This window comes from Streptomyces sp. MUM 2J, from assembly GCF_022414535.1.
Taxonomy (GTDB): Bacteria; Actinomycetota; Actinomycetes; order Streptomycetales; family Streptomycetaceae; genus Streptomyces.
The window spans coordinates 73,796-99,518 of sequence record NZ_JADWYM010000018.1; the positions used below are offsets into that span (position 1 = coordinate 73,796).

General features: G+C 70.7%; 22 protein-coding genes. 11 read left to right on the forward strand and 11 right to left on the reverse strand.

All coding sequences use genetic code 11. From position 1 onward, the window contains the following. Positions 1-846 precede the first annotated feature (846 nt). Positions 847-4,308: an indolepyruvate ferredoxin oxidoreductase family protein gene (locus I3F54_RS16915; protein ID WP_374205932.1), complete on the reverse strand. Its 3,462-nt coding sequence runs from the start codon at positions 4,306-4,308 to the stop codon at positions 847-849. 390 nt (positions 4,309-4,698) lie between these two features. On the opposite strand from I3F54_RS16915, the gene I3F54_RS16920 reads away from it, so the two are divergent. After that, the gene (locus I3F54_RS16920) at positions 4,699-5,352 is read left to right on the forward strand and encodes a response regulator transcription factor (RefSeq protein WP_240119623.1); all 654 of its coding nucleotides are present in this window, start codon (positions 4,699-4,701) and stop codon (positions 5,350-5,352) included. Between the two features lie 14 nt (positions 5,353-5,366). On the opposite strand, the gene I3F54_RS16925 is transcribed toward I3F54_RS16920, so the two are convergent. Together I3F54_RS16925 and I3F54_RS16930 are read right to left on the reverse strand one after the other, a co-directional pair. Further along, a complete protein-coding gene (locus tag I3F54_RS16925; RefSeq protein ID WP_240119624.1) occupies positions 5,367-6,242 on the reverse strand; it encodes a cyclase family protein in 876 nt (291 codons plus the stop codon). A 29-nt stretch (positions 6,243-6,271) separates the two neighbouring features. Further along, positions 6,272-7,051, reverse strand: a complete 780-nt coding sequence (locus tag I3F54_RS16930; protein ID WP_240119625.1) for a YmdB family metallophosphoesterase — start codon at positions 7,049-7,051, stop codon at positions 6,272-6,274. Between the two features lie 309 nt (positions 7,052-7,360). On the opposite strand from I3F54_RS16930, the gene I3F54_RS16935 reads away from it, so the two are divergent. From I3F54_RS16935 to I3F54_RS16945, 3 genes are all read left to right on the forward strand, one after another. Beyond that, complete coding sequence (locus tag I3F54_RS16935) at positions 7,361-8,137, forward strand: SDR family NAD(P)-dependent oxidoreductase (protein ID WP_240119626.1); 777 nt, start codon at positions 7,361-7,363, stop codon at positions 8,135-8,137. Between the two features lie 20 nt (positions 8,138-8,157). Then, positions 8,158-8,610, forward strand: coding sequence for a MaoC family dehydratase (locus I3F54_RS16940; protein ID WP_240119627.1), 453 nt, complete (start codon positions 8,158-8,160; stop codon positions 8,608-8,610). A gap of 147 nt (positions 8,611-8,757) precedes the next feature. After that, entirely contained in the window at positions 8,758-9,576 is an 819-nt protein-coding gene (locus tag I3F54_RS16945; RefSeq protein WP_240119628.1) for an S-adenosyl-l-methionine hydroxide adenosyltransferase family protein, read from the forward strand. A 250-nt stretch (positions 9,577-9,826) separates the two neighbouring features. Here the strand turns inward: I3F54_RS16945 and I3F54_RS16950 are convergent, their stop codons facing one another. Further along, positions 9,827-11,140, reverse strand: coding sequence for an amidohydrolase family protein (locus I3F54_RS16950; protein ID WP_240119629.1), 1,314 nt, complete (start codon positions 11,138-11,140; stop codon positions 9,827-9,829). After that, entirely contained in the window at positions 11,137-11,895 is a 759-nt protein-coding gene (locus tag I3F54_RS16955) for a nucleoside phosphorylase (protein ID WP_240119630.1), read from the reverse strand. The genes I3F54_RS16950 and I3F54_RS16955 overlap by 4 nt, the downstream gene beginning before the upstream one ends. Before the next feature lie 360 nt (positions 11,896-12,255). Between I3F54_RS16955 and I3F54_RS16960 the strand changes: the two genes are divergently transcribed. From I3F54_RS16960 to I3F54_RS16990, 7 genes are all read left to right on the forward strand, one after another. After that, complete coding sequence (locus I3F54_RS16960) at positions 12,256-12,552, forward strand: Dabb family protein (protein ID WP_240119631.1); 297 nt, start codon at positions 12,256-12,258, stop codon at positions 12,550-12,552. Positions 12,553-12,598: 46 nt separating this feature from the next. Next, entirely contained in the window at positions 12,599-14,014 is a 1,416-nt protein-coding gene (locus I3F54_RS16965) for a phenylacetate--CoA ligase family protein (protein WP_240119632.1), read from the forward strand. Beyond that, positions 14,014-14,973 carry a branched-chain-amino-acid transaminase gene (gene ilvE / locus I3F54_RS16970; RefSeq protein ID WP_240119633.1) on the forward strand — a complete coding sequence of 320 codons (960 nt, stop codon included), beginning with the start codon at positions 14,014-14,016 and terminating at the stop codon, positions 14,971-14,973. The genes I3F54_RS16965 and ilvE overlap by 1 nt, the downstream gene beginning before the upstream one ends. A 169-nt stretch (positions 14,974-15,142) precedes the next feature. Continuing rightward, entirely contained in the window at positions 15,143-15,760 is a 618-nt protein-coding gene (locus I3F54_RS16975; RefSeq protein ID WP_240119634.1) for a hypothetical protein, read from the forward strand. A 13-nt stretch (positions 15,761-15,773) separates the two neighbouring features. Next, the gene (locus I3F54_RS16980; protein WP_240119635.1) at positions 15,774-16,763 is read left to right on the forward strand and encodes an ornithine cyclodeaminase family protein; all 990 of its coding nucleotides are present in this window, start codon (positions 15,774-15,776) and stop codon (positions 16,761-16,763) included. A 63-nt stretch (positions 16,764-16,826) separates the two neighbouring features. Then, positions 16,827-17,120, forward strand: a complete 294-nt coding sequence (locus tag I3F54_RS16985) for a DUF1330 domain-containing protein (RefSeq protein WP_240119636.1) — start codon at positions 16,827-16,829, stop codon at positions 17,118-17,120. Beyond that, complete coding sequence (locus tag I3F54_RS16990) at positions 17,117-17,968, forward strand: PhzF family phenazine biosynthesis protein (protein ID WP_240119637.1); 852 nt, start codon at positions 17,117-17,119, stop codon at positions 17,966-17,968. Before I3F54_RS16985 ends, I3F54_RS16990 begins: the two co-directional genes overlap by 4 nt. A gap of 306 nt (positions 17,969-18,274) precedes the next feature. Here the strand turns inward: I3F54_RS16990 and I3F54_RS16995 are convergent, their stop codons facing one another. From I3F54_RS16995 to I3F54_RS17020, 6 genes are all read right to left on the reverse strand, one after another. Continuing rightward, positions 18,275-19,966 carry a dihydroxy-acid dehydratase gene (locus I3F54_RS16995; RefSeq protein WP_240119638.1) on the reverse strand — a complete coding sequence of 564 codons (1,692 nt, stop codon included), beginning with the start codon at positions 19,964-19,966 and terminating at the stop codon, positions 18,275-18,277. Positions 19,967-20,159: 193 nt separating this feature from the next. After that, entirely contained in the window at positions 20,160-21,512 is a 1,353-nt protein-coding gene (gene ccrA / locus I3F54_RS17000) for a crotonyl-CoA carboxylase/reductase (protein WP_240119639.1), read from the reverse strand. A 10-nt stretch (positions 21,513-21,522) separates the two neighbouring features. Then, on the reverse strand, positions 21,523-22,356 hold the full coding sequence (locus I3F54_RS17005) for an alpha/beta fold hydrolase (RefSeq protein ID WP_240119640.1): 834 nt from the start codon (positions 22,354-22,356) through the stop codon (positions 21,523-21,525). Then, a complete protein-coding gene (locus I3F54_RS17010; protein WP_240119641.1) occupies positions 22,356-22,574 on the reverse strand; it encodes an MbtH family NRPS accessory protein in 219 nt (72 codons plus the stop codon). Before I3F54_RS17010 ends, I3F54_RS17005 begins: the two co-directional genes overlap by 1 nt. A 4-nt stretch (positions 22,575-22,578) precedes the next feature. Next, on the reverse strand, positions 22,579-23,844 hold the full coding sequence (locus tag I3F54_RS17015; protein ID WP_240119642.1) for a cytochrome P450: 1,266 nt from the start codon (positions 23,842-23,844) through the stop codon (positions 22,579-22,581). 50 nt (positions 23,845-23,894) lie between these two features. Then, entirely contained in the window at positions 23,895-25,685 is a 1,791-nt protein-coding gene (locus I3F54_RS17020; RefSeq protein ID WP_240119643.1) for a type I polyketide synthase, read from the reverse strand. Positions 25,686-25,723: the final 38 nt, after the last annotated feature.

Consider the following 25,723-nt stretch of genomic DNA (forward strand, 5'->3'; position numbering starts at 1 on the left):
CGTCCCGCAACACGGCGCACGGTTGCGGTGTGCGGCACCGGCCGCAGACCGGTCAGTGGATCGGCAGCGAAGCCGAGGACGCCCGGCACTTGCTGCGGGGCATCCGTCCCCACTCGCTGATCGCGATGAGCGAGCGAGGCCCGGTCAGCACCGCCGAGACGGCCGCGCACAGCAACGCGAGGGCCGGATACCGCAGTCCTCGCGCATCGCGGGGATCGGCGACCAGGCTCGGGAAACGCCGCAGCTCGGCGACATCGCCTGAGCCGAGGGGATCAGTCGGGGAGCCCGGTTGCCCCAGTGCGGAAGGGATGGGCGATGGTGTTCGGGCAGGCACGGTCCCGCTCGGTTCTCACGGGTCTCGACCACCACGTGATCACCAGCACTGTGCCTGCTCAGCGCTCCGGGCGCTGTGCCGCACAACGGACATGACGCCATGTCACTCAAGAGACCGGCGAACCGGACCAACCCCCATCACGCAATGCCCCTGGGACGGAGCCGGCATCCGATTCGCGCTTACCCGTCACCGGCCATCCTTGGGGGAGGCACCGGACGGTGGTCACGTGGCGCTGGTGGAAAACGTCGATGACCGGCCCCGCCTTTCCGTAGGTGTTCAGATGCCGGCAGACGTCGCGCCGGGTCAGAGAACCACGCGCTTTGTGGCCGCACTCCGTCAGACCGCGCCTGGGGTCCACCCCCAGACAGCCGACGACCCCGTGCCGCCTCCGGTCCGAAGCCTGCGGACCGGGGCCGGGGCGTGTGCGGACGGCGATCGGCGCGCTGTCCCGGAACCCCGTCGGCTGCCGACCGAGAAGGAGGGTGGCCACCGTGGTGCCACAGGCCCCACTGCTACGGCACAGCCTGGAAGGGACCGGCCAGTGACGCGAGCAGCTCCGCGCGCCGTGCCCGGTATGCGGCCGCACTCGCCAGCTTGACCTCGTCGTAGCCCCGCACGGTCTCCGGCAGGGACACGAGTTCCAGCAGCGCGGGATCCTCCGCCGAGGCGGACCGCAGCGCCGTGCGCACCGATTCCCGGTACTCCTCGATGAGCTGGCGCTCCAACCTGCGCACCCGCGTAAGACCGAACGGGTCCAGCCGCGTGCCCCGCAGCCTCCGCATGGACCGCAGAACCCGCAACACGACCCGGAACCACGGTCCGAAGCCGATCTTGCGCCGGATGCCCAGCGCCGTCAGCACGGGCGGCTGCAAGCGGTAGTGGAATCGGGCCCCGGGGCCGAACTGGGCCTCGATGTCGGCCCTGAGCCGGTCGTCGAGCGACAGCCGCGCGACCTCGTACTCGTCCTTGTAGGCCATGAGCTTGTGCATACTGCGCGCGGCAGCCACCGTGAGCGGCCCTCCACGGCCCTCGAACCGGCTGACCATCCCGACGAACTCGGCGAACTCCCGGGCATAGCCGATGTCCTGGTAGTCCGCGAGGTCGGTGACCAGAACATCCAGCAGCCCGGCCAGCTCCGAGCCCTCTTCCGCCTTGGCGAGCGCACGCACTTTGGCCGCGGCTCCGCCCGGCCGCGGCGGTGGCTCCGCCGCCGGACGTGTCGCCCTCTCCAGCGCCTCGGGATCGGAGACGGACTGCCGGCCGCGGCGGAACGCCTGGATGTTGTCGTCCGGGGCGACACCGTTGAGGCGGATGGCCTGCTCGATGCTGCTCGCCTCGACGGGGACCGCCCCGGCCTGGTAGGCGACCCCGAGCTGGAGGACGTTGGCGAACTGGTCGTCGCCGAAGACCGCCCGCGCGAGAGCGCGCGCGTCGAGGAAGCGCGCCTCGGCGACGGCCCTTTCGAGTGATGAGCACAGGGCCTGTGCATCCGGGAACCGTGCGGACACATCCCCGATCATCTGGCCCGTGGGCACCTCGGAGGTCGATACGACGGCCACGGTCCGCCCGGTGCCGACGGTGCCCAGATGGGCCGGGTCGGCCGCGACGAGCAGGTCGGTGGCCAGGTACAGATCGCACTCCCCGCCCGCGAGTCTGGCGGGCCGGCTCTCCGGCTCGGCGGTGACCCGCACGTCGGAGACCACCGCACCGCCCTTCTGGGCGAGTCCGGTCTGGTCGAGGGCACGTACGTGCCGGCCCTCGATCACGGCCGCGGTGGCGAGGATCTGCGCGACCGTCACCACACCGGTGCCGCCGATACCGGTGATGCGGGTGGCGAAGTCGGACGGCACGACGCGGGTGGGCTCCGGCAGATCCGCTTCAGCCAGTGGCGGGACCTCGGGCCGGGGCCGGCCGCCCGGCACCACGGTCAGGAACGACGGGCACCGTCCGGCCAGGCAGGCGTAGTCGACGTTGCACGAGGACTGGTGGATCCGCGTCTTGCGGCCGAAGGCGGTGTCCACCGGTTGGACGGAGAGGCAGTTGGACCGGGTGCCGCAGTCGCCGCACCCCTCGCACACCCGCTCGTTGATGAACACCTTGGCGGCGGGAGTGGCCTGGGTGCCTCGGCGGCGCTTGCGGCGCCGGGCCGCCGCGCACTCCTGGTCGTGGATGAGCACCGTGACCCCGGGGACCGACGCGAGTTCGGTCTGGCTGCGCAGCAGTTCGTCGCGGTGGCGCACCTTCACCCCCCTGGGCATCCCGGTGCGTCTGAGCCGGCGCGGGTCGTCCGTCGTGACGATCACCTTAGCCACCCCCTCGGTGAGCAGCAGGGCCGCCACCTTCTCCACGGGAAGCGCCCCGACGGCGTCCTGGCCCCCGGTCATCGCCACCGAAGAGTTGTAGAGGATCTTGTAGGTGATGTTCACGCCCGCTGCCACCGCCGCCCGCACGGCCAGGCTGGCGGAGTGGTGGAAGGTGCCGTCGCCGACGTTCTGGACGAAGTGGTCGGCGTCCACGAAGGGCGCCATGCCGATCCACTGGGCCCCCTCGCCACCCATCTGCGTGACGCCGATGATGTCACCGACCCGCTCGGGATCCATGAAGAAGGTCATGGTGGAGCACCCGGTGCCGCCCGCCGCCAGTGTCGCGGAGGGCGCCTTCGTCGACGAGTTGTGGGGACAGCCGGAGCAGAAGTACGGGGTGCGGGTGATCAGCGGCAGGTCGATGCGCTCCCGGCGCGGGCGGGCACGCCAGGCCTCCACGGGTTCGCACGGGCCGTGCGCCGACAGCCTGCGGGCGAGTCCGGCCGCGATGCTCTCCGGCGTCAGCTCGCCCAGCGCGGTGAAGAGGGTACGGCCGGCGGGGTCGGTCTTGCCGTGCACCGCCGGTGCCGAGCCGTCGCCGTACAGGATCTGCTTGAGTGCGGACTCCAGGAAGGCCCGCTTCTCCTCGACCACCACGATCTCGCGCAGTCCGGAAGCGAACCTCCTGACGATCTCCGGCTCCAGAGGATGGATGACGCCGAGCCTCAACAGGCGTACGCCGTGGCGCTCCAGTGCCTCCTGATCCATGCCCAGCCGGCGCAGGGCCTCCAGAACGTCCAGATACGACTTGCCCGCGGCGACGATGCCGATCCGGTCCCCGGCGTGTTCGTCGACGCTGTTGAGCCGGGCCGCCCGGATGTACTGCACGGCCAGGGGCAGGCGCACGTCGTACAGGCTCTGCTCCAGCCGGGCGAGGTCGGTGCCGAGCAGCCGGGACGTGGGCTCGTGCCGGTACGCGCCGTTCAGTGCCGGAGGTGTCCACTCTCCGGCGACGACGGCCGTGCCGGCCGCGTCGGCGACGTTGGTGACCACCTTCATGGCGGTCCACAGTCCGCTGGCCCGCGACAACTCCACCGCGTGCAGACCGTGATGGAGCACGTCCTGGGAATCGGCGGGGGAGAAGACGGGCATGGCGAGATCGGCCAGGGCGCCCTCCGACGCGCTCGGGACGGTGGAGGACTTGGCGCCGGGGTCGTCACCGACGAGGGCGACGGCGCCTCCGCCGGGATGGGTGCCCGCGAAGTTCGCGTGGCGGAGCGCGTCGCCCGCGCGGTCGAGCCCGGGCGCCTTGCCGTACCAGATGCCGACGACCCCGCCCGGGCGCCGGGCGCCGGCGGAGGCGACGAGCTGGCTGCCGAAGACGGCGGTCGCCCCGAGTTCCTCGTTCACCGCCGGCCGGTGGACCACGTTGTGCTGCGTCAGAAGCCGTGCTCGGCGGCCGAGTTCCAGGTCGAAGCCGGCCAGTGGCGACCCTTCGTACCCGGACACGAGGACCGCCGTGTCCCGGCTGCTGCGGCGGTCGTGCCTGACACGGTCGAGCAGCACGCGCACCAGGGCCTGCACACCCGTGAGGTAGACGGTACCGTCCTGGCAGAGATACCGATGGTCCAGCGTAAACGCGCCCGCCTGATCATGCGTGGACAATGACACTCCTTCGGTTTGCTGCTTCCCGGAAAAGCGGGCGGAATTGCTCCGCCAGGCGGAGGGAAACCAGCGTCGCGAAAAGAACCATGTGACACAGATGCCGGCCAATGCCTGGTCTGATCTATTCCGAACGATCCTGCCCCGGCCCTCCGTGTCGCTCAACCGCACAGTTCCGATGCTGTGGATCGAATAGTCTTATGGAGCAGTTCAGTTGGGAACGATTGGCCGAGTGCTACAGTGCGAGCACCGCTTCGGTACGTGCCGGGGTCTCCGGTTCACGGGAATGCTGCAAGTGAGAGGCGATCAATCGGTGCGCATGTCTATGGTTCGGAATGTTTCCGAGGGGATTACCGCCGAGTGGGAGCGGGCTCGACCCGCTTGTGGACGAGGCCGCTGATGGACACCCCCGGGCAACTCACCACTCGGCTCTTCATCATCGACGACAACGTCCTCTTCCGGGAGGGAATGGCGGAGATCTGCGACCGGGAACCCGACCTGTGCGTGGTCGGGCGGGCAGCGAGCGGGCTCGACGCGGTCGCCCAGGTCCACCGGAGCCGTCCCGACGTGGTGCTGCTGGGCAGCGGGACACCGGGGGACGGAATGGAAGAGCTCGTGGCGCGGCTCACCGCCGGACCGGGCGAATCGCGTCTGGTCATCCTGGCGCTGCACGAGACGGTCCGCACGGCACGCAGATACCTCTCCATGGGGGCTTGGGGATACATCTCGAAGAACTCGACACGGGAGGAGTTGCTCGCGGTCGTGCGCACCGTCGGCCGCAGTACGGACCGCGCGGTCCTGTCCATGCCGAGGGGTGTGCTGGAGCAGTTGGCCAGACCTGTCGCGAGCCCCCTTTCCGGCCGGGAACTCGAAGTGATCGAACTGGTTGCCGCCGGCCTGAGCAACGCGCAGATCGCCGGCCGCCTCCACATCTCGGAGGGCACGGTCAAGCGACACCTGTCGAACGCGTATCTGAAACTCGACGTCCGGTCCAGGATGGCTGCCATCAACAAGGCCGCCGCCATGGGGCTGCTCCTGGGCAGGGTGGCCTGACCCGCGCGCCGGGGTCACGGCTGCGGCGCAGCACCGCCACCCCCGTGTGCCGGCGGGACCGTGCCCTCCGGCACCAGGGCGACGGCCCGCCCCGGGGCGCCGGTGCCACCCTCCACCTTGAGGGGCAGGAAGCAGAACCACGCCCCGCGGGGTGGGAGCCGGTCGAGCGCCGCAAGACACTCGATGAACACCATGGCCTCGCGCAGGCCGGTGACATGGACCGGGACGGGGTCGTGCGCGGCACCGATGGACGGGGCGTCGATCCCGACGCAGCGCACACCGCGGCCCAGCAGGAGCCGCACCGCCTCCGGCGAGGGCGCGGGCCAGGCCGCCCTCCGCCGGGCCAGGACGTCGCGGAGATAGCCGTCGCCTTCCCCGCCCCGCCGGTAGTGCGCGTCCCAGCCGGTGCGGAGCAGGACGACATCCCCCGCCGTCAGCCTCCCGTGGCGCGTCTCCCAAGCGGTGATCGTGTCGGGCCCGACGAGCGGGCTCACCCCCTTCTCGCCCCGGCCGTCCGGTACGTTCAGGTGCTCCACGTCGATGACCGCGGCGCCGCCCATGAGTGTGCCGAGTTCGACCTTCTCCGCGGAGATGGCGCCCGCCGGTCCGGCGCCGGGCAGACCGGACCCGGGCGGGGGCACGAAGTGCAGGGGAGCGTCGAAGTGGGTGCCGGTGTGCTCGTCGATGGCCATCCAGCGCGTCGCGTACGGCCCGCCGCGGCTGCGTACCGGAGCCGCAGCGTCGATGCGGTCGACGAACCAGTTCCACGTCTTGTGCTGGAACGGCTGATGGCCCTCCCAGTAGCAGGGCAGGTCCTCGGCCACGGTCACCGACAGGTCGACCACGGCATGGCCCGCCGGCATGAACGGGGCGACCGGTGTGGCAGGCACGGACCGGGGGTCCTCGTCGGGCATGTGTCTCACCGAATCCTCTGCATGGCCGTGGTGGCGCCGTCGGCGATCTCCAGAAGAACCGCGCCGAACACCATCGGTCCGTCGAACACGTCGGGCATGTCCCCGGCGAACGGGTTCCCTGCGGTGCGCAGGCCGTTCACCAGGTTGGCCGGTGTGAACCCCTGTACGCCGTCGTCCGGCCCTGTCATCCCCACCTCGGTGACGAACGCGGTGCGGCGTGGCAGCAGCCGCAGCCGCTCGGTCGCCTCGTGGGTGTGCGTGCCCATCACCGCGGTCGCCTCGCCGTCGACCGCGTGTGCGAAGATCTGCTTCTCCAGCACGTGATCGCCGTGGTAGTCGACGATCGTGGTGCCGCGGCGGTCGGCCATGGCCCAGGCCCGGTAGGCGGGGAAGACCTTCCCGGCGGTTGCCTTGACCGAATGCATCGCACAGTCGTCGGCCAGGTTGACCACCGTCACCGTCTCGTCTCCGACAGGCACATGGACGATCCCCCTTCCCGGCACGCCGTCGTCCACGTTGGCGGGCCGGACCACGCGGGGAAGTGCGAGGAGGTCCACGGACTCCTCGCTGTCCCATGAGTGGTTTCCACCCGTGATGACATCCACCCCGCTCGCCAGGAGGAGCTCGACCTGCGCGGCTCCCATTCCCAGGCCGTTGGCGGCGCAGTTCTCGGCATTGGCCACGACGAAATCCACGTTGTGCTCCGTGCGAAGTCCTGGCAGGCGGTCGGCGACGTATCTCGATGCCGCGTCTCCGACGATGTCACCGATGAACAGCAGAATCATGGTTGAGGTCCTTCGCTCCTGACGCGTCCGTCGTCCTTCCCGCCGGATGCTTCGAGCCTGCGCATACCGGCGGGAGACGGTCATCGGGTTTCTGAAAGGAGCTCTGAGCCTCGCCGAACCGAGCGGAAGAGGCATCTGCCGAAGGTTGTATTTTCCCTACGACCTTGGTGGGTCGGAACGTGGAGGTCGCCGCCCTAGCATGGACGGCAGATCGATGGGCCGCGGTCGGCACCGCTACGCCCGGAATCGGCATCCGCTGCGCTCGGAAACGGCAGCTGCGGGGCCGTCGAGTCGATGAAGGGGGTGGAAATGGAATGCACGCACACTCGCGGACGTCTGCTGGGGAAGTCCAGTGTCATCACGGGTGCGGCGCACGGAATCGGTCGTGCGACGGCCGAGTGGTTCGCCCGTGAGGGCGCCCGTCTCGTGATCGGTGACGTGGACGCGGAAGCACTGGAGAAACTCCGTGCCGAACTGGCGGGCGCCGGGGCCGAGGTGACGTCACTCACCGGGGACGTCTCCGCTCCCGGCGATGTGCAGAGGCTGATCCGTACGGCGGTCGAGCGATACGGCCGGCTGGACGTGGCGGTCGCCAACGCCGGGGTGATCCCGCTGCTGGAGATCACCGAGGCGACCGTGGAGGACTGGGACCACGTCATGGACGTCGATGGCAAGGGCATGTTCCTGACCTGCAAGTACGCGGTCCAGGCGATGGCGGGGACCGGTGGTTCCATCGTGTGCCTGTCCTCCATCTCCGGCGTCGCCGGCCAGCGGGGGCAGAGCACTTACGGGCCCGCCAAGTTCGTGGCGTCGGGACTCGCCAAGCACCTCGCGGTCGAATGCGCTCACCAGGGCGTCCGGGTCAACGCGGTGGCCCCGGGGACGATTCGGACCGACCGCGTGCGGCGGCTGGAATCCGAACCGGGCGGACCCGAATACCTGCGCGACATCGAGAAGTTGCACCCACTCGCCCGGCTCGGTGATCCGGCCGAAGTGGCCGCCGCCATCGGTTTTCTCGCCTCGGACGAAGCGTCGTTCATCACGGGTGCCGTGCTGCCCGTCGACGGCGGCTATCTCGCACAATGACCGAGAGGAAGGGCTGACGGATGGCCACGCGTATGCACTCCCCGGGGGAACTGCTCGACCTGGTCGGGAAAGCGATGGGAACGACCGGTTGGCAGGTGGTGGACCAGCGGCAGGTGAACGCCTTCGCAGCCGCCACCGGGGATCACCAGTGGATTCACGTCGACCCGGAGCGGGCAAAGGCCGGGCCGTTCGGGACCCCTGTCGCTCACGGCTTTCTCACGGTCTCGCTGATCCCGGCGTTTCTCCGTGAGACGGTCGTCGTCGAGGAGTCCACCACGATGGTGAACTACGGCCTCAACAAGGTGCGTTTTCCGGCCCCCGTACCGGTCGGCAGCGCTCTCCGCGGCCGAGTCGACCTGATCGGAGCCAGAGCGCGGCCCTCGGGTGTCGAGGCCACCTTCAAGATCACTGCCGAGCTGCGCGGGTCGGACCGTCCTGCCTGCGTGGCCGAGGCGGTCATCGTCTACGGATGACCGCAGGGCGGCCGGCCGCGGGCCGCGACGGCCGCGCCGGCCCGCCCTTGAACACTCCCTGCCCCGTCACGCGTGCGGTCCCGTGCGTCCGCACGAGGGGTATTCCCACCGAGGTCGGTCCCCGACCGGCGAAGCGGAGGTCAGTCCATGCAGCAGCGTCTCATCGCTTTCCTTTCCGACATCGGCTCCCACGACGAGGCACACGCCCTGTGCAAGGGGGTGATGTACAGCATCGCCCCGACGGCGAACATCGTCGACATCACCCACGCCGTCACCCCGTTCGACGTCCGTGAGGGCGCGCTCTTCCTCGCCGACGTGCCCGACTCGTTCCCGGAGTCCACCGTCATCTGCGCCTATGTCTACCCCGAGACCGGGACGGACACCTCGACCGTCGTGGTCCGCAACCAGAAGGGCCAGTACCTCGTCGGCCCCAACAACGGACTGCTCAGCTTCGCACTGGAGGCGTCTCCGGCGGTGGAGGCCTACGAGGTCACGTCGTCCGACGTGATGAACACGCCGGTCACCCCCACCTGGTACGGCAAGGACATCGTCGCCGCGTGCGCGGCGCATCTCGCGGCGGACACGAACATCGGTGCCGTCGGCCCGCAGATCGAGCTCGACCGGATCGTGCGCCTCCCCTACACCAGGCCGACCAGCGAAGAGGGCGTCATCCGCGGCGAGATCGTGCGCATCGACCGGAACTTCGGCAACGTCTGGACGAACGTGCCCAGCGAGCTGCTGACCGGCCGTCCGCAGCAGGGCCAGCGCATCAAGATCGAACTCGGGGGCGCCGGCGGCACCATCCTCGAACTCCCCTTCTGCAGCACGTTCGGCGAGGTGGAGAAGACCGAGCCGCTGCTGTACCTCAGCAGCCGGGGCAAGCTGGCCCTGGGGCTCAACCAGGGCAACTTCCTTGAGAAGTGGCCGGTCGCTCCGGGAGACAGCGTGACGGTCCACCTGCCCTGACACCGGGACCCGCGCGGTGCGCCGCGAGGGGGCGGAGCACGGCACCCGCCGCGCCCGCCCCGCCCGGGACCACTCACCCCGGTGGTCCCGGGCGTCCGGGGTGTCGTGCGGCACCGTCCGCACGCCGCCGGCAGCGGCACCCGCCCACCACCCGGCAAGTCCGGATCGCAGCGGCTGCGTGCCGCCCGCCCTCCGGTCGCCGGTGCCCGGGCCGAACGCGGCCACGGCGATGTCCGGCGGTCGGGAGCCGTCAGGCCAGGGCGTTCAGCTCGTCGAGCGCGGCGCGTTCATCGATGGTCAGCAGACGGCGGTCGCGCATCAGGACCCTGCCGTCCACCACCGTATCCCGGACGTCCGCCGCCGAGGCCGCGTAGCCGAGCACCGACCAGGGGTCGTGGCGTGGCACCAGATGAGGCCGGTCGAGGTCGAGTACGACCAGATCGGCGCGCTTGCCCTGTTCCAGCGATCCCAGTTCGTGGGCCAGACCGAGCGCTCGGGCCGACTCGACGGTCGCCATCCGCACGGCCTGCCGGGCGGGAACGCGGGTCGGATCGCCGCCCGACTTGTGCACGAGCGACGCCATCCGTACCGCGGCCAGCAGGTCCAGGGTGTTGGAGCTGACGGCTCCGTCGGTGCCCAGCCCGACGGTGACCCCCCGGCGCAGCAGCTCGGGCACCGGTGCGATCCCGCAGCCCAGCTTCAGATTGGACACCGGACAGTGCACCACGGCCGTCCCCGCACGGGCCAGCGCCGCCACCTCGCCGTCGGTGAGATCGACCGCATGGGCGAGGAGCACGTCCGGTCCCAGCAGGCCCAGGGACGCGAGCAGTTCGACCGGTCGCCTGCCGTGTGCGGCGACGACGGAGGCCGTCTCGGCCGCGTTCTCGGCGGCGTGCAGGTGCAGCAGCGCGCCGTGCCGGCGCGCCAGCCCGGCGATGTCCGTGAGCTGATCGGGGGAGAGGGTGTAGGCGCTGTGGGCGAAGACCACGGGCCGTGTGCCCGGCCGGACCGGGCGGCGGGCGGTCAGGCAGGCGCGCGCCCAGTCGGCCCGGCCCCGGTAGTCCCGGCGGTCGGGCGGGTCGGGCACGTCCATGAACGTCGGTCCGGTGAGCAGGCGCCAGCCGGTCGGCTCCAGGGCTTCCTCGGCGGCCTCGTGGTACCAGAACATGTCCAGCGCGGTGGTGACTCCGGCGCGGATGCTCTCCGCCGCCGCTACCCGGACGGCCGCCGCGACGGCGCGTGGGGACAGCAGCTCGGCCTCCGCCGGGATCACCCGGGCCAGGAACTCCTGGAGGGTCACGTCGTCGGCGCGGCCGCGCAGCAGGTTCATCGCCAGGTGTGTGTGGGCGTTGATCAGCCCCGGCAGCACCAGGCAGCAGCCGGCGTCGATCTCCTCGTCGGCTCGGAACCGGGCACGCAGCTCGGCGGCCGTCCCCACGGCCGCTATCACGCCGTCCCGTACGGCCACCGCGCCGTTCTCGACCACGGTGCCCGCCGCGTCGACGGTGAGGACATCGCCGCCGTGGACGAGCAGGTCGACGCAGCCCTCGCGTTCCGCGGTCACCGCCCGTCCTCCTTCGCCAGCAGGCACAGCGCGTCCAACGACACCCGGACCCCCCGGGCCACTCCGTCGGTGACCACCTTCCGGTGCGGGTCGTAGCCGCCGGTCGCCTCGACGTCAACGAGATCATCGGCGTTGGCGCCGTCCACGACGAGAGCGCCGCCGGCCACCAGACCGCGAGCGGAGGCCAGCACCATGAGGGCGGACAGCTCCATCTCGATGGCCGCGACCCCGGCGCGTACGTAGGTGTCACCCGGCAGGTCCAGCCAGCCCGGCTGGAACGCGGCCCGTGTCCAGACCACACCGCGGTGGTACGGCACTCCCGCCTGCTCCGCCGCCTCCTGCAGGGCGAGCACGGTCTCCGGCGCGGCGAACGCCGGGTACTCCGGGGGCAGCAGCTGGTGTGACACACCGTCGTCGCGTACCGCGGCCTGGGCGATCACCAGACTGCCGTCCTCGATGCCGGCCTGCATGGCACCCGCCGTGCCCAGCCGCAGGATCGTGCGCACCCCCGCGTCGGCCAGCTCCTGGAACAGCAGGACGGCCCCGGGCGCACCGACGCCGTGGGACGCCACGACGACCGGCAGGCCCTGCCATGTGCCCGTGAACGTGAGGTACTCCCGGTGCTGCGCCACCTGCACCCGGTCCTCCAGCAGCGCGGCGGCGTCAACGGCGCGTTCCGGAGCGCCGACCACCACGGCATGCGCGGGCAGGCCGGTGCGGGGGATACGGCTGATCGGCAGCAGATCGGACGTCATAGACAGGCTCCGGAATAGGTCGGCTGGTGTCTCCGCCCGTCAGAAGGGAGTCATTGCAAAGGAATTACCTGACTTCTGAGCACCTTGGGGGCACGGGGCGCGGTACGGAGTGAAGTGGCGCCCGCACCGTATCACCGCATAATGGTCGGCGGACCCTGCGCGACTACCCGGTTATTCGATACACACCATCGGAAACCTGTGATTGAACGTCGCCGAGGACATGGGCAGGATCGACCCGGAAAGACATCGCACGCCTGGGATTGTCGAAAGGCCGAACACATCGCGTCCCACCCGTGTCTGTCCCTTGAATGGCGCTGAGGTTTCGTGAGGGGCGCCGGCGGTTCGGCGGGAAGGGAAACGGTGATCACGCATATTGCTCTTTTCAGGCTCAAGGACGGAATCGGGCGTACCTCGCCGTCCGTGGTCGAGGCCGAGAAGTTCGCCCGGGACGTCGGTCGTCACGTCCCCGAACTCCTCGCCTGGCGCGTCGGCTGGAACACGGTTGACCGCGACATCGCCTATGACTTCGCCGTCATCGGCGTACTGCCGGACCTCAGCGCGCTGGAGAAGTACCAGACCAACGCGTTCCACCAGCAGTCGGTGCAGAAGTGGCGGGAGATCTCCGACTGGGTGGTCGTCGACCTGGCCGACGACTGACCCCTCCCGCCGTTCCTCGCGAAATACGCCCCCCTTGGAGGCTCGTGTGTTCACGCACTACGATCCGGAAGCCGCGGCCCTGACGGTCCGGCTGCGCGACCAGTTCGAGGCGTTCCTCACCGGACGGTGGGACGCCGCGGAACTGGCGGCGCACCAAACCGGAAGGCTGCGCGAGGTGGTCGCGTATGCGCGCGCCAACTCACCCTTCTACCGCCGGCATCTGGCGGCACTCGGCGACGAGGAAGCTGCCGGGCTGCGGATCGAGGACCTGTCGCGTCTTCCGTTCACCACCAAGGACCACCTGCGCAAAGCCCAGTTCGACATGCTGTCGCGGCCGGTCTGGGAGGCCTGGACCTTCTACGAGACCACCGGCACGACAGGTGTCGCCACCCCGTGCCCGCGCACCAACGCCGACACCATCCACAACAACACCGCTCTCACCGCGTACTACCGCGACGTCCTCGCGCCGTACGGCGACCGGCAGGTCATCGGGATCTCCGGGCCGAGCGAACTGCACTCCACCGGAGACACCTTCGGGGACGTGTGCCGCAACCTCGGCCACACGGTGGCCAAGATGTGGCCGCACTCCCCGGTGATCGGCTTCGACCGGGCTCTGGAGGTCATGCGCCTCCTCCCGGTCACGGGCCTGTTCTGCACCCCCGGGATGGCGATGCGCCTCGCGCAGAAGGCCACGGAGGCGGGCCTGCGCCCCCGGGAGGACTTCTCCCTCGACGTCCTGATGCTGACGGGCGAGTTGATGTCACCGAGCCTGCTGGAGAACATCGGCACGCTCTGGGGCGCCGAGGTGCACAACGCCCTGTACGCCTCTCAGGAGGCATCGGTGCTCGCGGCGGCCGTGTCGGACGGGTCCCTGCGGACCGCGCCTCTGATCAACCACTACGAGGTGATCGATCCGGACACGCTCGAACCGGTGGCGCCCGACCGGGCGGGCGTGCGGTACGGCGAACTCGTCGTCACGAACCTCTACGCGGGAGCGAAGCCGCTTGTCCGGTACCGCACCGGCGACCTCGTGAGGATGACCGAACCCGGACCCGGCGCCGCCGTGCCCGCTCCGGCGGTTCAGGCAGTGGGGCGCACACGCGACCGGCTCTCCCTCAACGGCCGTCTCGTCAACGGATACGACCTGGAGGACCTGCTGCTGCGTTCCTTCCGGGGCTACCTCGACTACCAGATCAGCGTGGACCGCGATGACGCCGGACAGGACCGGCTCTCCCTGACCCTGCAGACCGACCCTGCTGCTGTGCACGCGGGCCTGGAACGCGCCGTGGGGGCATGTCTGGACACGCTGGACACCCCACTGACCGTCCAGACCGGCACCCCGGGTGCCATCACCAGCACCGGGGCGATGGTGAGCTGGAAGGCGGCGCGCGTCGTGGACGTGCGGACCGGGCGGTCGCAGGAGAACGGGGCGGCCGAGCGCATCGCGGCGACGAGGAAGTGATGAGCACTCAGAGTGAGGCTGCCGTGCCGGCCTTCGGGGCCGGTACCTGGGCCTATGACCGCGGGCGGCTGGTGCCGGCGGCCGACCCGGTACTGCCGCTGGCCACCCAGTGCCTGCACTACGGGACGGGTACGTTCGAGGGGATCCGGGCGTACCGCTCGGACGACGGGCTCCACCTGTTCCGGGCCCGCGAGCACTACGAGCGCATGCTCCGTGCGTGTCGCGCACTGCGGATCACCGTGACGGAGACGGTGGACGACCTCATCGGCATCACGGTCGATCTGGTGCGGCGCAACGGCCACGACACGGACACCTACGTACGCCCGCTGGCCTACAAGCTCTCCCTGCTGCCGGGAACGGCACCCGGAGTGTCCCTGGCCGGCGTGTCCGACGCCCTGTCCATCGTCACGTACACGTTCCCCACGCAGCGACACGGCAGCGGGGTGCGCTGCTCGATCAGCTCCTGGCGCCGTCCGCGGCGGGACGCGCTGCCGGTCCAGGCCAAGATCGTCGGTGGCTACGTGACCAGCGCCCTGGCCGCCGACGAGGCCCGTGCCGCAGGGCTCGACGATGCGATCCTCCTCGACGCCGCCGGCAACGTCGCCGAAGCCAGCACCTCGAACGTGTTCGCCGTGCTCGGCGGACGCATCGTCACTCCGCCCGTCACGGGCGACCTTCTGCCCGGCATCACCAGGGACACCGTGATCACGCTGTGCCGGGAGTCCGGCCTGGAGGTCGTGGAGCGCATCCTCAGCCCCGCGGAACTGCTCAGCGCCGACGAGGTCTTCCTCTCCTCGACCGGCACGGGCGTGGTCCCCGTCCTCGCGGTGTCCGGCAGGGCGATCGGATCCGGCACCGTCGGCCCGGTGACCAACCGGGCCGTCGAGAGCTACGAGGCCGTCACCCACTGCGCCGGCAGTGGGCACGGGGACTGGCTGACCCGCGTCGACCCCGGCTGACACCCCGCGCCCCGTGCACCGGGACGGCCGGGCGGGCGGTTCTGCGGCCGCTCCTTGATGAAGCTGGACGGTGCGGCGGACGCGCGGACGGCCGCGCACGGCCCCACCAGGTCCGCCCGGCCAGCCGGGCAGACCGATCCGCGAACAACCTCGACCTTAGGGAACCACGATGACGCTGCCCAGCTTCATCACACTGCTGCGTCCCGATCCGGGTGAGACGACGGCCGTGGGCACGCTCGGCCCGCCCGGGACGAGCAGCGAGGTGGCCGCCACGCTGCTCGCACACCGGCTGGCCACCCCCGGGGACGCAGCAGCCCCCGTCCATCTGTTCGACACCTATGAAGAGGCGGGCGCCGCGCTGCACGCCCGCCGGGTGACGCATGTCGTCGTCGCCAACGCGTACAAGGCCGTGCACCACTTCTACATGGACGCGGCCCTCGACCTGTCCGACGTGTTCGTGATGGACACGCCGCTGTACGGCATCGCGGTGCGGTGCGACGCCGGTCCGGTACCCGTGTCACCGACCATCGCCAGCCACCCCTCACCCGTGCCGATCATCGACCAGCTCCTGCCCCGTCGGCACACCTCGTACAAGGTGATCCACAGCGACTCGACCAGCGCCGCCGCCCGGGCCGCCGTCGAGGGAACCGCCGATCTCGCGCTGACCACGGTGCCCGCCGCACAGGCGCACGGACTGAAGTTCATCTCGCGCACCAGGCCGATCCGCATGGTGTGGTCGGTTTTCACCAGACAGCGGCGGCCCGGCCGGGGCGGCCGGGCCGCATGAGAGAGGAGACCCCATGCTGCTACTGAACGGAGACCAGGTGCGGCAGGCCTTTCCCGTGGCCGAGGCGTACCGCGTGATGGCCGAGGTGATGCGCCGCTACAGCGCGGGCGACGTCGTCCAGCCGGTACGCACGGTGCTCGGATCCGGCCGGGACGCTTCGCTGTTCGGTGTGATGCCGTGCCACGTCACCGGCGAGGACCACGCGGGCTACGGGCTGAAGGCCGTACTGCACGCACCGGGCAACGCCTCCCGCGGACTGCCCACGCACGTGGGCGTGGTGATGGTGTTCGACCCCGGGACCGGGCAGCCGCTGGCCCTGATGGAGGGAGCGGCGGTGACCGCGCTCCGTACGGCCGCCGCGTCCGCCGTGGCCACCGACGCCCTCGCCCGGCCCGACGCGGGCGACCTGGCCCTGATCGGGGCAGGAACCCAGGCGCGCAGCCACCTCCTCGCACTCGACGGGATCAGGCCGCTGCGCCGGGTCCGGGTGTGGAACCGCAGCGCCGCGCGTGCCGAGGAGTTCCTGAAGTGGGCCCGCTCCCGGGTCGACGTCGACATCGAGCCGGCGAGCACGCCCGCCCACGCGCTGCACGGCGCCGACCTGGTCTGCACCACCGTGGACACGACGGATCCGCTGGTGCGCGCGGCGGACCTCGCCGACGGCGTGCACGTCAACGCGGTCGGCTCCTCCGTGCCGGGCAAGCGCGAACTGACCGCCTCGGCGGTGGCGTCGTGTTCCGTCTTCGTGGACAGCAGAGAAGGCGCACTGCGCGAGTCGTCGGAGATCTCCGCTCCGGTCGAGGAGGGGCTGGTACCGGCCGGCCGCCCCCTGCCCGAGATCGGTGAGGTGCTGCTCGGCAAGCACCCCGGTCGCACCGGCCCGGCCGAGCGCACGCTGTACAAGTCGCTGGGCATGGCCGCACAGGACGTCGCGTCCGGCTTCGCCGTCCTCAACGCAGCCAGACGACTCGGCATCGGCACCGAGACCGACTTCACGTGCTGACCGCACCCGCGTTCTCTCCTGCCGGCACTTCCGGTAGACCGACCAGAAGCAGAGGTCATCACCATGACGGCACTACTGATCGGCAACGTCGGAATCATCGGCGACGCCGAGAACATGGCCGAGTACCGAAGGAGGGTGAGCCGGACGCTGGAACTGTACGGCGGCGGATTCGTCATCCGCGGCGGTGAGTTCACCGTGCTGGAGGGCGACTGGCATCCCACCCACCTGTCGGTGATGGGCTTTCCGACGGCGGAGCACGCCCGCCGCTGGTACCACTCGCCCGAGTACCGCGAGATCGTTCCGCTGCGCGACGGCACCCGGATGGACCTGATCCTGGTGGCGGGTGAGGGCGAGTGACACGGCCGCTTCGGCGCCTCCGCCCGTTCAGGCAGGTCGACGTCTTCGCCGACACGCCCTACCTGGGCAATCCCGTCGCAGTCGTCCTCGACGGCGAGGGCCTGACCGACGAGGACATGGCCCGGCTCGCGGTGTGGACCAATCTCTCCGAGACGACCTTCGTCGTACCCCCCTCGTCCGACGAGGCCGACTACGCGCTGCGCATCTTCACCCCGGGGGGAGAGATACCGTTCGCGGGCCACCCCACTCTCGGCTCCGCCCACGCGTGGCTCGAAGCCGGCGGCATCCCGAAGTCACCGGGAACCCTCATCCAGGAGTGCGGCATGGGACTGGTCGCGGTGCGGCGCTCCGGCACCGACCTCAGCTTCCGTGCCCCCGGACTGCGCCGCGACGGTCCTCTGGACAGCGCACACCTCGATCTCGTCGCCCGCGGCCTGGGCATCGCCCGCCGGCGCATCGTCGCCCACCGATGGGTGGACAACGGTCCGGGCTGGGCGGCCGTGCAACTCGCCTCGGCCGAGGAGGTGCTGGCGCTGGAGCCGGACGAGCGGGGCATGCGCGACCTCATGCTGGGTGTCGTGGGTGCCTACCCGGACGGCGCGCCGCTGCGGTTCGAGGTCCGTGCCTTTGCCGCACCCGCAGGCGTGCGGGAGGATCCGGTCACCGGAAGCCTGAACGCCGGGGTCGCCCAGTGGCTGATCGGCAACGGCACCGCCCCGCGGGCCTACCGGGTCGGCCAGGGCGCTCGCGTGGGCCGGCAGGGCGTGCTGGCCGTTCGGGCGCACGACGACGAGGTGTGGCTCGGCGGCAGGAGCGTCACGTGCGTCCGCGGTGAGATTCAGCTGTGACACCCGCCCGCAGGCTCCGGTCCGCAAGGAGCCGAGCACCACTCGCCAGGGTGGAGAACGGCTGACCGGGCACAGCGCTCCTCGGCCCGGCGGGTGGGGGAGGGGCCTCCTGCCGGCACCGAAGGCGGCGGCACGGACGGCGCGGCGGGAAGGCCGGCACCCTCCGAGGGAGGTCCTCGCCGACGTGCCGGTCGCCGGCGATCCCGGTGGGGGGCCGTTCCCGAGCGGCCCCCCACCGATGCGGGGCACGATGTGCCGCCGGAGCCGGAAGGGCGGGCCCGCCCGGCTCCGCCACCGCCCCGCGGCTCAGGGAGTTCCGGACACGCCCGACTCCGGTGCCGCCGTCGTCACCGCGCCCAGTGAGGCCGAGGACACCGTGGAGCGGTACTTCGCCATGACGCCGGTCGCGTACGGGGGGTCCGGGACAGTCCAGTCCTTCAGGCGTCCGGAGATTTCGTCCGGGGTCAGACCCACCGAGAGTTCGCGCCGGTCCAGGTCGATGGTGATGAGGTCCCCGGAGCGTACCGCGGCGAGCGGACCGCCCTCGGCCGCCTCCGGCGCCACGTGCCCGGCCATCAGCCCCCGGGTGGCTCCGGAGAACCGGCCGTCGGTGACCAGCGCTACCGACGGCCCGAGCCCGCGGCCCACCAGCGCCGCGGTGACGCCCAGCATCTCCGGCATCCCGGGCCCGCCACGCGGACCCTCGTAGCGCACGACCACCACGTCTCCGGGACCGACCCGGCCGGCCTGCACCCCGGCCATGGCCGTCTCCTCGGACTCGAAGACCACCGCGGGCCCGGTCAGCCGCCGCAGCACCGCGCCCGACGACTTCACCACGCTGCCCTCCGGCGCCAGGTTCCCCTTGAGCACGGTCAGCCCGCCGGTGACGGCCAGCGGCCGCTCGGCGCCCGTGACGACGCGCTGGCCGGGTTCCTCACGGGCAGAGACCGCCTCCTGGGCGAGGGTCCGTCCGGTGACGGTCCGCTCCGCGCCCGCCAGCAGATCCGCGTCGAGCAGCCGGCGTGCCAGCAGGCGGGTCCCGCCGGCGCGGTCGAGGTCCACCGCGGTGAACCGGCCGCTGGGCCGCAGATCGGCGATGACCGGCGTATCGGTGCTGATCTTGTCGAAGTCATCGAGGCACAGCGGAATGCCGGCCTCGTGGGCGATCGCCAGCAGGTGCAGGACGAGGTTGGTGGAGCCGCCCGTGGCCACGCCGGCCACGATGGCGTTGCGGAAGGATCCGGCCGTCAGGATGCGGTCGGGTGTCAGGCCGTGCTCCAGCATGCGCATCACCAGTTCGCCGGCCCGGCGGCCGGCCTCCCTCTTGCGCGGATCGGTGGCGGGAGGGTCCATCGAGCCGAAGGGGGACAGGCCCAGGAACTCCATCGCCATGGCCATCGTGTTGGCCGTGTAGTGGCCGGCACACGCCCCGATGCCGGGACACGCGTTGCGTTCCAGCTCCTCCAGTTCCTCGTCCGTGCCGCTCGCGGCGGCGCTGCCGACCGCTTCGAACACGTCCTGCAGGGTCACCTCCCGACCCCGGTGCCGTCCGGGCAGCACGGTCCCTGAGTAGAGGATCGCGCTCGGGATGCCCAGCCGCACATGGGCCAGTGCCGCGGCGGGAATCGTCTTGTCGCAGCCGGCCAGCGTGACCAGGCCGTCCAGTGCGTGTCCCCGGCAGACCAGTTCGATCGAGTCGGCGATCACCTCGCGGCTGACCAGCGAGGTCCGCATCCCCTCGGTTCCCATGGTGATGACATCGGAGATCGCGATGGTGTTGATCTCCACCGGTGTGCCGCCCGCGGCCCGCACACCGTGCATCACCTCCTGGGCGAGGCTGCGGTGGTTGAGGTTGCACGGCATGGTGCCGATCCAGCTGTGGGCCACGCCGATCATCGGCTTGCTCAGATCCTCGGTGGTCAGACCCATGGCGCGCAGGGCCGCCCGGGCCGGGGCGCGGTCACGCCCGACGAACAGACCATTGGGCTTGATCGACATACGCTTCCTCCAGGAATACGCCGCCCGGAGCGTGTGCCCCGCTCGAAAGAGGGGGCGGAGACGAGCCGGCCGGGGCCGCCACGCGGCCGGCCCGGCCGGCGATACGCTCCCGGGGCTCCGCGCGGCCGATGTCATCGGCGGCGTTCCGCACCGGACGGCGGCCATCGGTGGTGAGCGCGGCGGGATTCCGCGTTCAGTGCTCTGCGGGACCGGGGGTGAAGCCCCGCAGCGGGTTGAGCCGGTCCTCTCCGATGCGCTCGCGCAGCTCGGGGTCGGTCACCCCGAGGCCGGTGTGCGGTGCCGAGCACAGCACGGCGATCTTCCCGATCTGCTGATTGGTCTGCACCAGGCGGCATCCCTCGGCGGCTTCGGCCAGGGGATAGACGGCCGACATGGTCGGCACGATGTGCCCCAGCTCGAACAGCTTGTTCGCGTCCCACTGCTCCTGCAGGTTGGCTATGTGGCTGCCGACGATCCTCTTCAGACGCATCCACAGGTAGCGGTTGTCGAAGGTGTGCTGGTAGCCGGCGCTCGATCCGCAGGTCACGACGGTTCCACCGCGGCGCGCCACGAACACCGAGATGCCGAACGTGGAGCGGCCGATGTGCTCGAAGACGATGTCGGGTTCGCGGCCGACGCGTTCCTTGATGAGTTTGCCGAGCCGCACCCCCGCCTGGATCACCTGACGGGGATCGTCGGCCATGTCGTCGGTGATGCCCAGCTCGTGTCGGTTGATCACCACTTCGCAGCCGAGCGCGCGTACTGCCTCGGCCTTGCGTTCGGACCCGACGACGGCCACCGGGATGCCGCCGCCGTTCCGTACGAACTGGACCGCGTAGCCGCCCAGCCCGCCTGCCGCACCCCAGACCAGGACGACGTCGCCCTGCTTCATCCGGGCTCCGTGGTCACCGACGAGCATGCGGTAGGCCGTTCCCGCACACAGGGGGTTGCTCGCGGCCTCCTCCCAGGTCAGATGCGCCGGTTTGGGAATCAACTGGGTGGCCCGCACGACGGTGTACTCGGCCAGCGCACCGAAGTTGGTCTCGAATCCCCACGCCTTCTGGTCGGAGCCGAGCATTCCGTCGGCGTGCGTGGCGGGGTCCTGGTCGTCCACGTAGGCCGGGCTGACCACGACGTGGTCGCCCACCGTCCAGCGCCGCACTCCGGGCCCGGTGCGCACGACCACGCCGGCGCAGTCGGAGCCCACCACGTGGTAGGGCAGGTTGTGGCGTTCGGCCCAGCCTCCCTGCTTGGCCACCTGCTGCAGGTAGCGGAAGCTCGGCATCGGCTCGAACATGGCCGACCATACGGTGTTGTAGTTGACGGAACTGGCCATCACCGCGACCAGGACCTCGTCGGGCGCCAGCTCGGGCAGGGGGACGTGGCCGAGCCGCAGCGACTTGCGGACGTCCTTGTCGGTCTCGCCGTCGAACATGGTGACGTCTTCGGCCCGCAGGTGCAGGGCCAGGTACTCGTCGGGCAGCGGAGCGCTGGCGATCTCCGCGGCCGGCGCGCCGCTCAGTACGGCTTCGGACAACAGGCCCATGCTCGTCTCCTCACGTGTGCGTAGGCTTCTGAGTGCGGGCGCGGGCGCCCGCGAAGTGCTTCAGGATGATCCCGTCGACGATGCCCGGCCGCTCCAGATAGCCCAGGTGCCCGGCTTTCTCCACGAGGTCGAACGTCGCGTGCGGGATGCAGGCGGCGAGCTCCCGGCCGAACCGCGGCGGGGTGATCAGATCGTCTCCGAACGAGATCACGTGGCAGGGCACCGTGATCCGCGCGTAGGCCGCCCGCCGGTCGGGCATCGGCTGCAGCGCGAGCTGCGCACGGACCCCGGGTCCGTCGGGCGGGGCGAGTTCGAACAGGGCCAGCCAGTCCCGGATCGCGAGCTCGTCGTCCATCGTGGCCGGGGACAGCATCTGCGTCGCCCGCACCGCCGCCCGGTACGGCGGCGGCAGCCCCACACCCGAGTCGGCCAGTTCGATCTCGGACGTGGCCAGTTGCGCCCGGAGTACGTCGGGATGGGCGCGGCTGGCCATCAGCACGGCCTGCCGGATCAGTTCGGGCCTGCGGAGAGCGAGTTCCTGGACGGTGTAGGCACCCATGGACGTGCCGACCAGTCGCACCGGGGCCGCACCGAGGTGTTCGACGAGCCCGGCCAGGTCGGCGGCCAGGTCGTCGACCGTGAACCCCTCGGCGCACTCGTCCGTGGGCGGAATCCCGCGGCTGTCGTAGACGCAGACCTGGTAGCCGGCCGCGACGAGGTCCGGGACCTGGTGCAGCAGCCATGACTGCCCCGACGTGCCGGCCCCGCTGACGAGCACCACCGGCTCCCCCTGGCCGTGCACCCCGTAGTGCAGCCTGATCCCGTTGACGGAGACGACCGGCATTACGGCCGGGCCCCAGGCTCGGCCGGTCCCAGCAGAGTTGCGTGCGACTCGACGTACTCCAGAGCGCTCGCCCGGTCGGTCGGCTCCAGCACGACGCGCCAGCCGGCCGGTACGTCCAGGAACGGCCGCCACAGTGCGTGCCGGCCTCGGCCGTCGACGACCACCAGCCAGGCGCCGCCGTCGTTGGGGTCGAAGGGGCTGCCCGGGTTGCCGGTCATCGCCTCACCTCTCCGTGTCGTCGTGCCGGGCGAGTCCGGCATGGTCGGGGAAGAACCGCACCGGCAGACTGGAGAAGCCGGTGAGGAGATTGGAGCGGATCCGCGGCGCATCGCCGGTTCGCTCGAATCCCGTGGAGAAGTCCCGCAGCGCCATGAGCAGTTCGGAGATCTCGATCCTGGCCAGGTACGAACCGATGCAGTAGTGGGGCCCGTATCCGAACGAGATCTGCTTGTTGGGGGTGCGCCGCAGGTCGAACACCTCCGGCCGGTCGAATACCCGTTCGTCTCGGTTGGCGGAGGCATGCCACAGGGTCACGATCTCGTTCACGCCGATACGGACACCGCCGACCTCCGTGTCCCGCACCGCGGTCCTGCCGAAGTGCATCGACGGGGACGCCCAGCGCAGCACCTCGTCGACGGCCGTGTCGATCGCACACTCCCCGTTCTTCAGCAGCCGCCACTGGTCCGGGCGCGCGGCGAGGGTGTACACGCTGTCGATCATGGACAGCCTGCTGGTCTCGTCACCGCCGATGATCAGGCTGTAGCAGTTGAGGACGATGTCCTCGTCGCTCAGCGGGACGCCGTCGACGGTGCTGCCCGCGAGGGTGCTGACGAGGTCTTCACCCGGCGCCTTCCGCCGCTGCTCGACGAGGTCCTGGAAGTAGAGCAGGATCTCGTTGCGGGCCATGGCCGACTCGACCTCGTCGGCCTCGGCGTCGTCGGCGCTCAGCGCCGCCTTCGTCTGCGCCAGGAGGAAGTCGCGATCGCCCTCGGGTACGCCGAGAAGGTTGGAGATGGTGGTCATGGGGATCCGGCTGGCGATGTCGAGGGCGAAGTCGCAGTCGCCGCGAGTCACCGCGTGCCGGACGAGCCGGCGGGTGTTGCTCCGGACCGCCGCGGCGACCGGACCCAGCGCACGCGGCCCCAGCCGCCGCAACATGATCTTGCGCAGCTGCTCGTGACGCGGCCCGTCGGTGACCGCGAGCATGCTGCCCGCTCCCGCGTCGCCGCCCTCCAGCAGAGTCACGAGGACGTTTCCGCGCTCGGACGTGAAGTCGGTGTCGTCGCGGTACACGGCCATGATGTCCTCGTGCCGTGTGAGCACCCAGAATCCGCGGTGGTGCCTCGTGGGCTGGTTCCAGTGGACGGGCCGGGTGTCCCTCAGCGAGCGCCAGAAGGCGGAGAGATCGTGATCGGCGAAGGTGGCGGGATCGGCCAGGTCGATGGTGTCGGGGTCGAACGGGTCGGCAGCAGTCCCTGTGGCGTTCATTCCGGTACTCCGGAGGATCGGATCGGTGCGGGGATCGGCATGGTCGGCGGTCACCAGTCGGTGCGCCAGAAGCGCCTGCGCTCGAACGGATAGGCCGGCAGCGGCACCCGGTGGCTGGCGTCGCCTTCGTGGAGGGCGGTGAAGTCCACCCGCTCGCCCCGCACGAACGCGTCGGCGAGCCGGAACAGCGTCTGCTCGTCGCGGGCCCCGTCGGCCGTGCCGGGCGCGAGTCCGTCGTCGGTATGCCGGATGCCGGACCCGCCCGTGCTCCGCGTGCCGCCGTCGGCCACCACCCGGTCCCCTGCCCCGGTCGCGAGCGCCTCGGCCAGCTCCTGCCGGGTCCTGACAACGGCCGCCCATCGGCGGGTCATGACGCGGCGTCCCAGGTTGAGGCTGAAGCAGATGTCGTCGAGCCGGGCGTCCGGGTGCCGGTCCATCCAGTCCCGCAGCGCCGCGCGCCGCCGGGCCAGGGCCCGGTCGTCGAGCGCGGACAGCGTCGCGAGCCGGGGAGCGGCCGTCTCCGGGTCTCGTGCGGGCCGGGCCGGCGGTTCCTCCAGTACGAGGTGTGCGTTGTAGCCGCCCCCGCCCAGCGCGGTGATGCCGGCGCGCCGGACACCGCTCTCGGGCTCCCAGTCCTCGGCCTCCAGCTGGGGGACGAACGGTGTGCTGGGAAAGTCGATCTCGTCGTTGATCTCGGTCAGATTGATGGTGGGTGCCAGCGTGCGGTGGTACAGCGCGAACGCGGCCTTGATCGCGCCGGACCCTCCCGCCGCCACACCGGCGTGGCCGATGTTGCCCTTGACCGAGCCGATGGAGCATGTCCCGGTCTGCTTGCCGAAGGCCATGTGCGCCGCACGGACCTCCAGCTCGTCGGTGATCGGAAGACCGAACCCGTTGGCCTCGTACAGCGACACGGTGTCCGGTGCCACACCGCCGACGTGCATGGCGTTGGCGATGCACGCACTGAGCCGCTCGGGCTGTGCGAAGCCGTACGACACCGCGCTCGCGCCGTTGTTGTTGGTGGCCGATCCCTTCACCGTCGCGTAGATGTGATCGCGGTCGGCGACCGCCTGCCCGAGCGGTTTGAGCAGGAACGTCGCGACACCGCTGGCGAGCCTCGATCCGGTGCCCTTGGCGTCGAACGGACGGCAGTGCCCGTCCCTCGACATGATGCGGCCCTCCTCCCACAGGTAGCCCCGCCGGTGCGGCAGCCGGACCATCACTCCGCCGGCGATCGCCATGTCCGTCTGGCCGAGCAGCAGCGACTGGCAGGCGAGGTGCACCGAGTAGTGGAAGCCGGAGCACACCGCCGTCAGCGTGACCGCCTCGCCGGTCAGCCCTGTGTAGAACAGTGCGTTCGAGGTCATGGTGTCGGGAAACCAGGCGTTGCTGCGGTCCATCACCTCGGGGCCGACAGAGACCCAGTCCGGAGGGGAGCTGTACAGCGCGGGCGTCAGCGGGTTGGCACCCGCGTAGATCCCCACCTCTCCTCGGACGCGGTCCGGGTCGTAGCCTGCGTCCTCCAGCACCTCCCACACGCTCTCCAGGAAGATGCGGTGTTCCGGCGTCATCAGCGTCGCCATCCGGTCCGAGATGCCGAACACCGAGGGGTCGAACTCGTCGTAGCCGTCCAGGGTGGCGCATGCCCTGACGTACGCGGGGTTGTTGACCAGCGCCTGGTCCACCTCGATCTCGTCCTTCTCGAGGAAGGTGATGGACTCCCGTCCGTTGACCAGGTTGTCCCAGTACTGCTCCTTGTTGTGCGCGCCGGGATAGCGGCACGCGATGCCGATGATCGCGACGTCGCTCTGGTCGTGGTCCTGTTCAGGGGTTTCGTTCATCAGCCTCAAGGCCTCCAACAGGCGAGAAGTTCACGCGG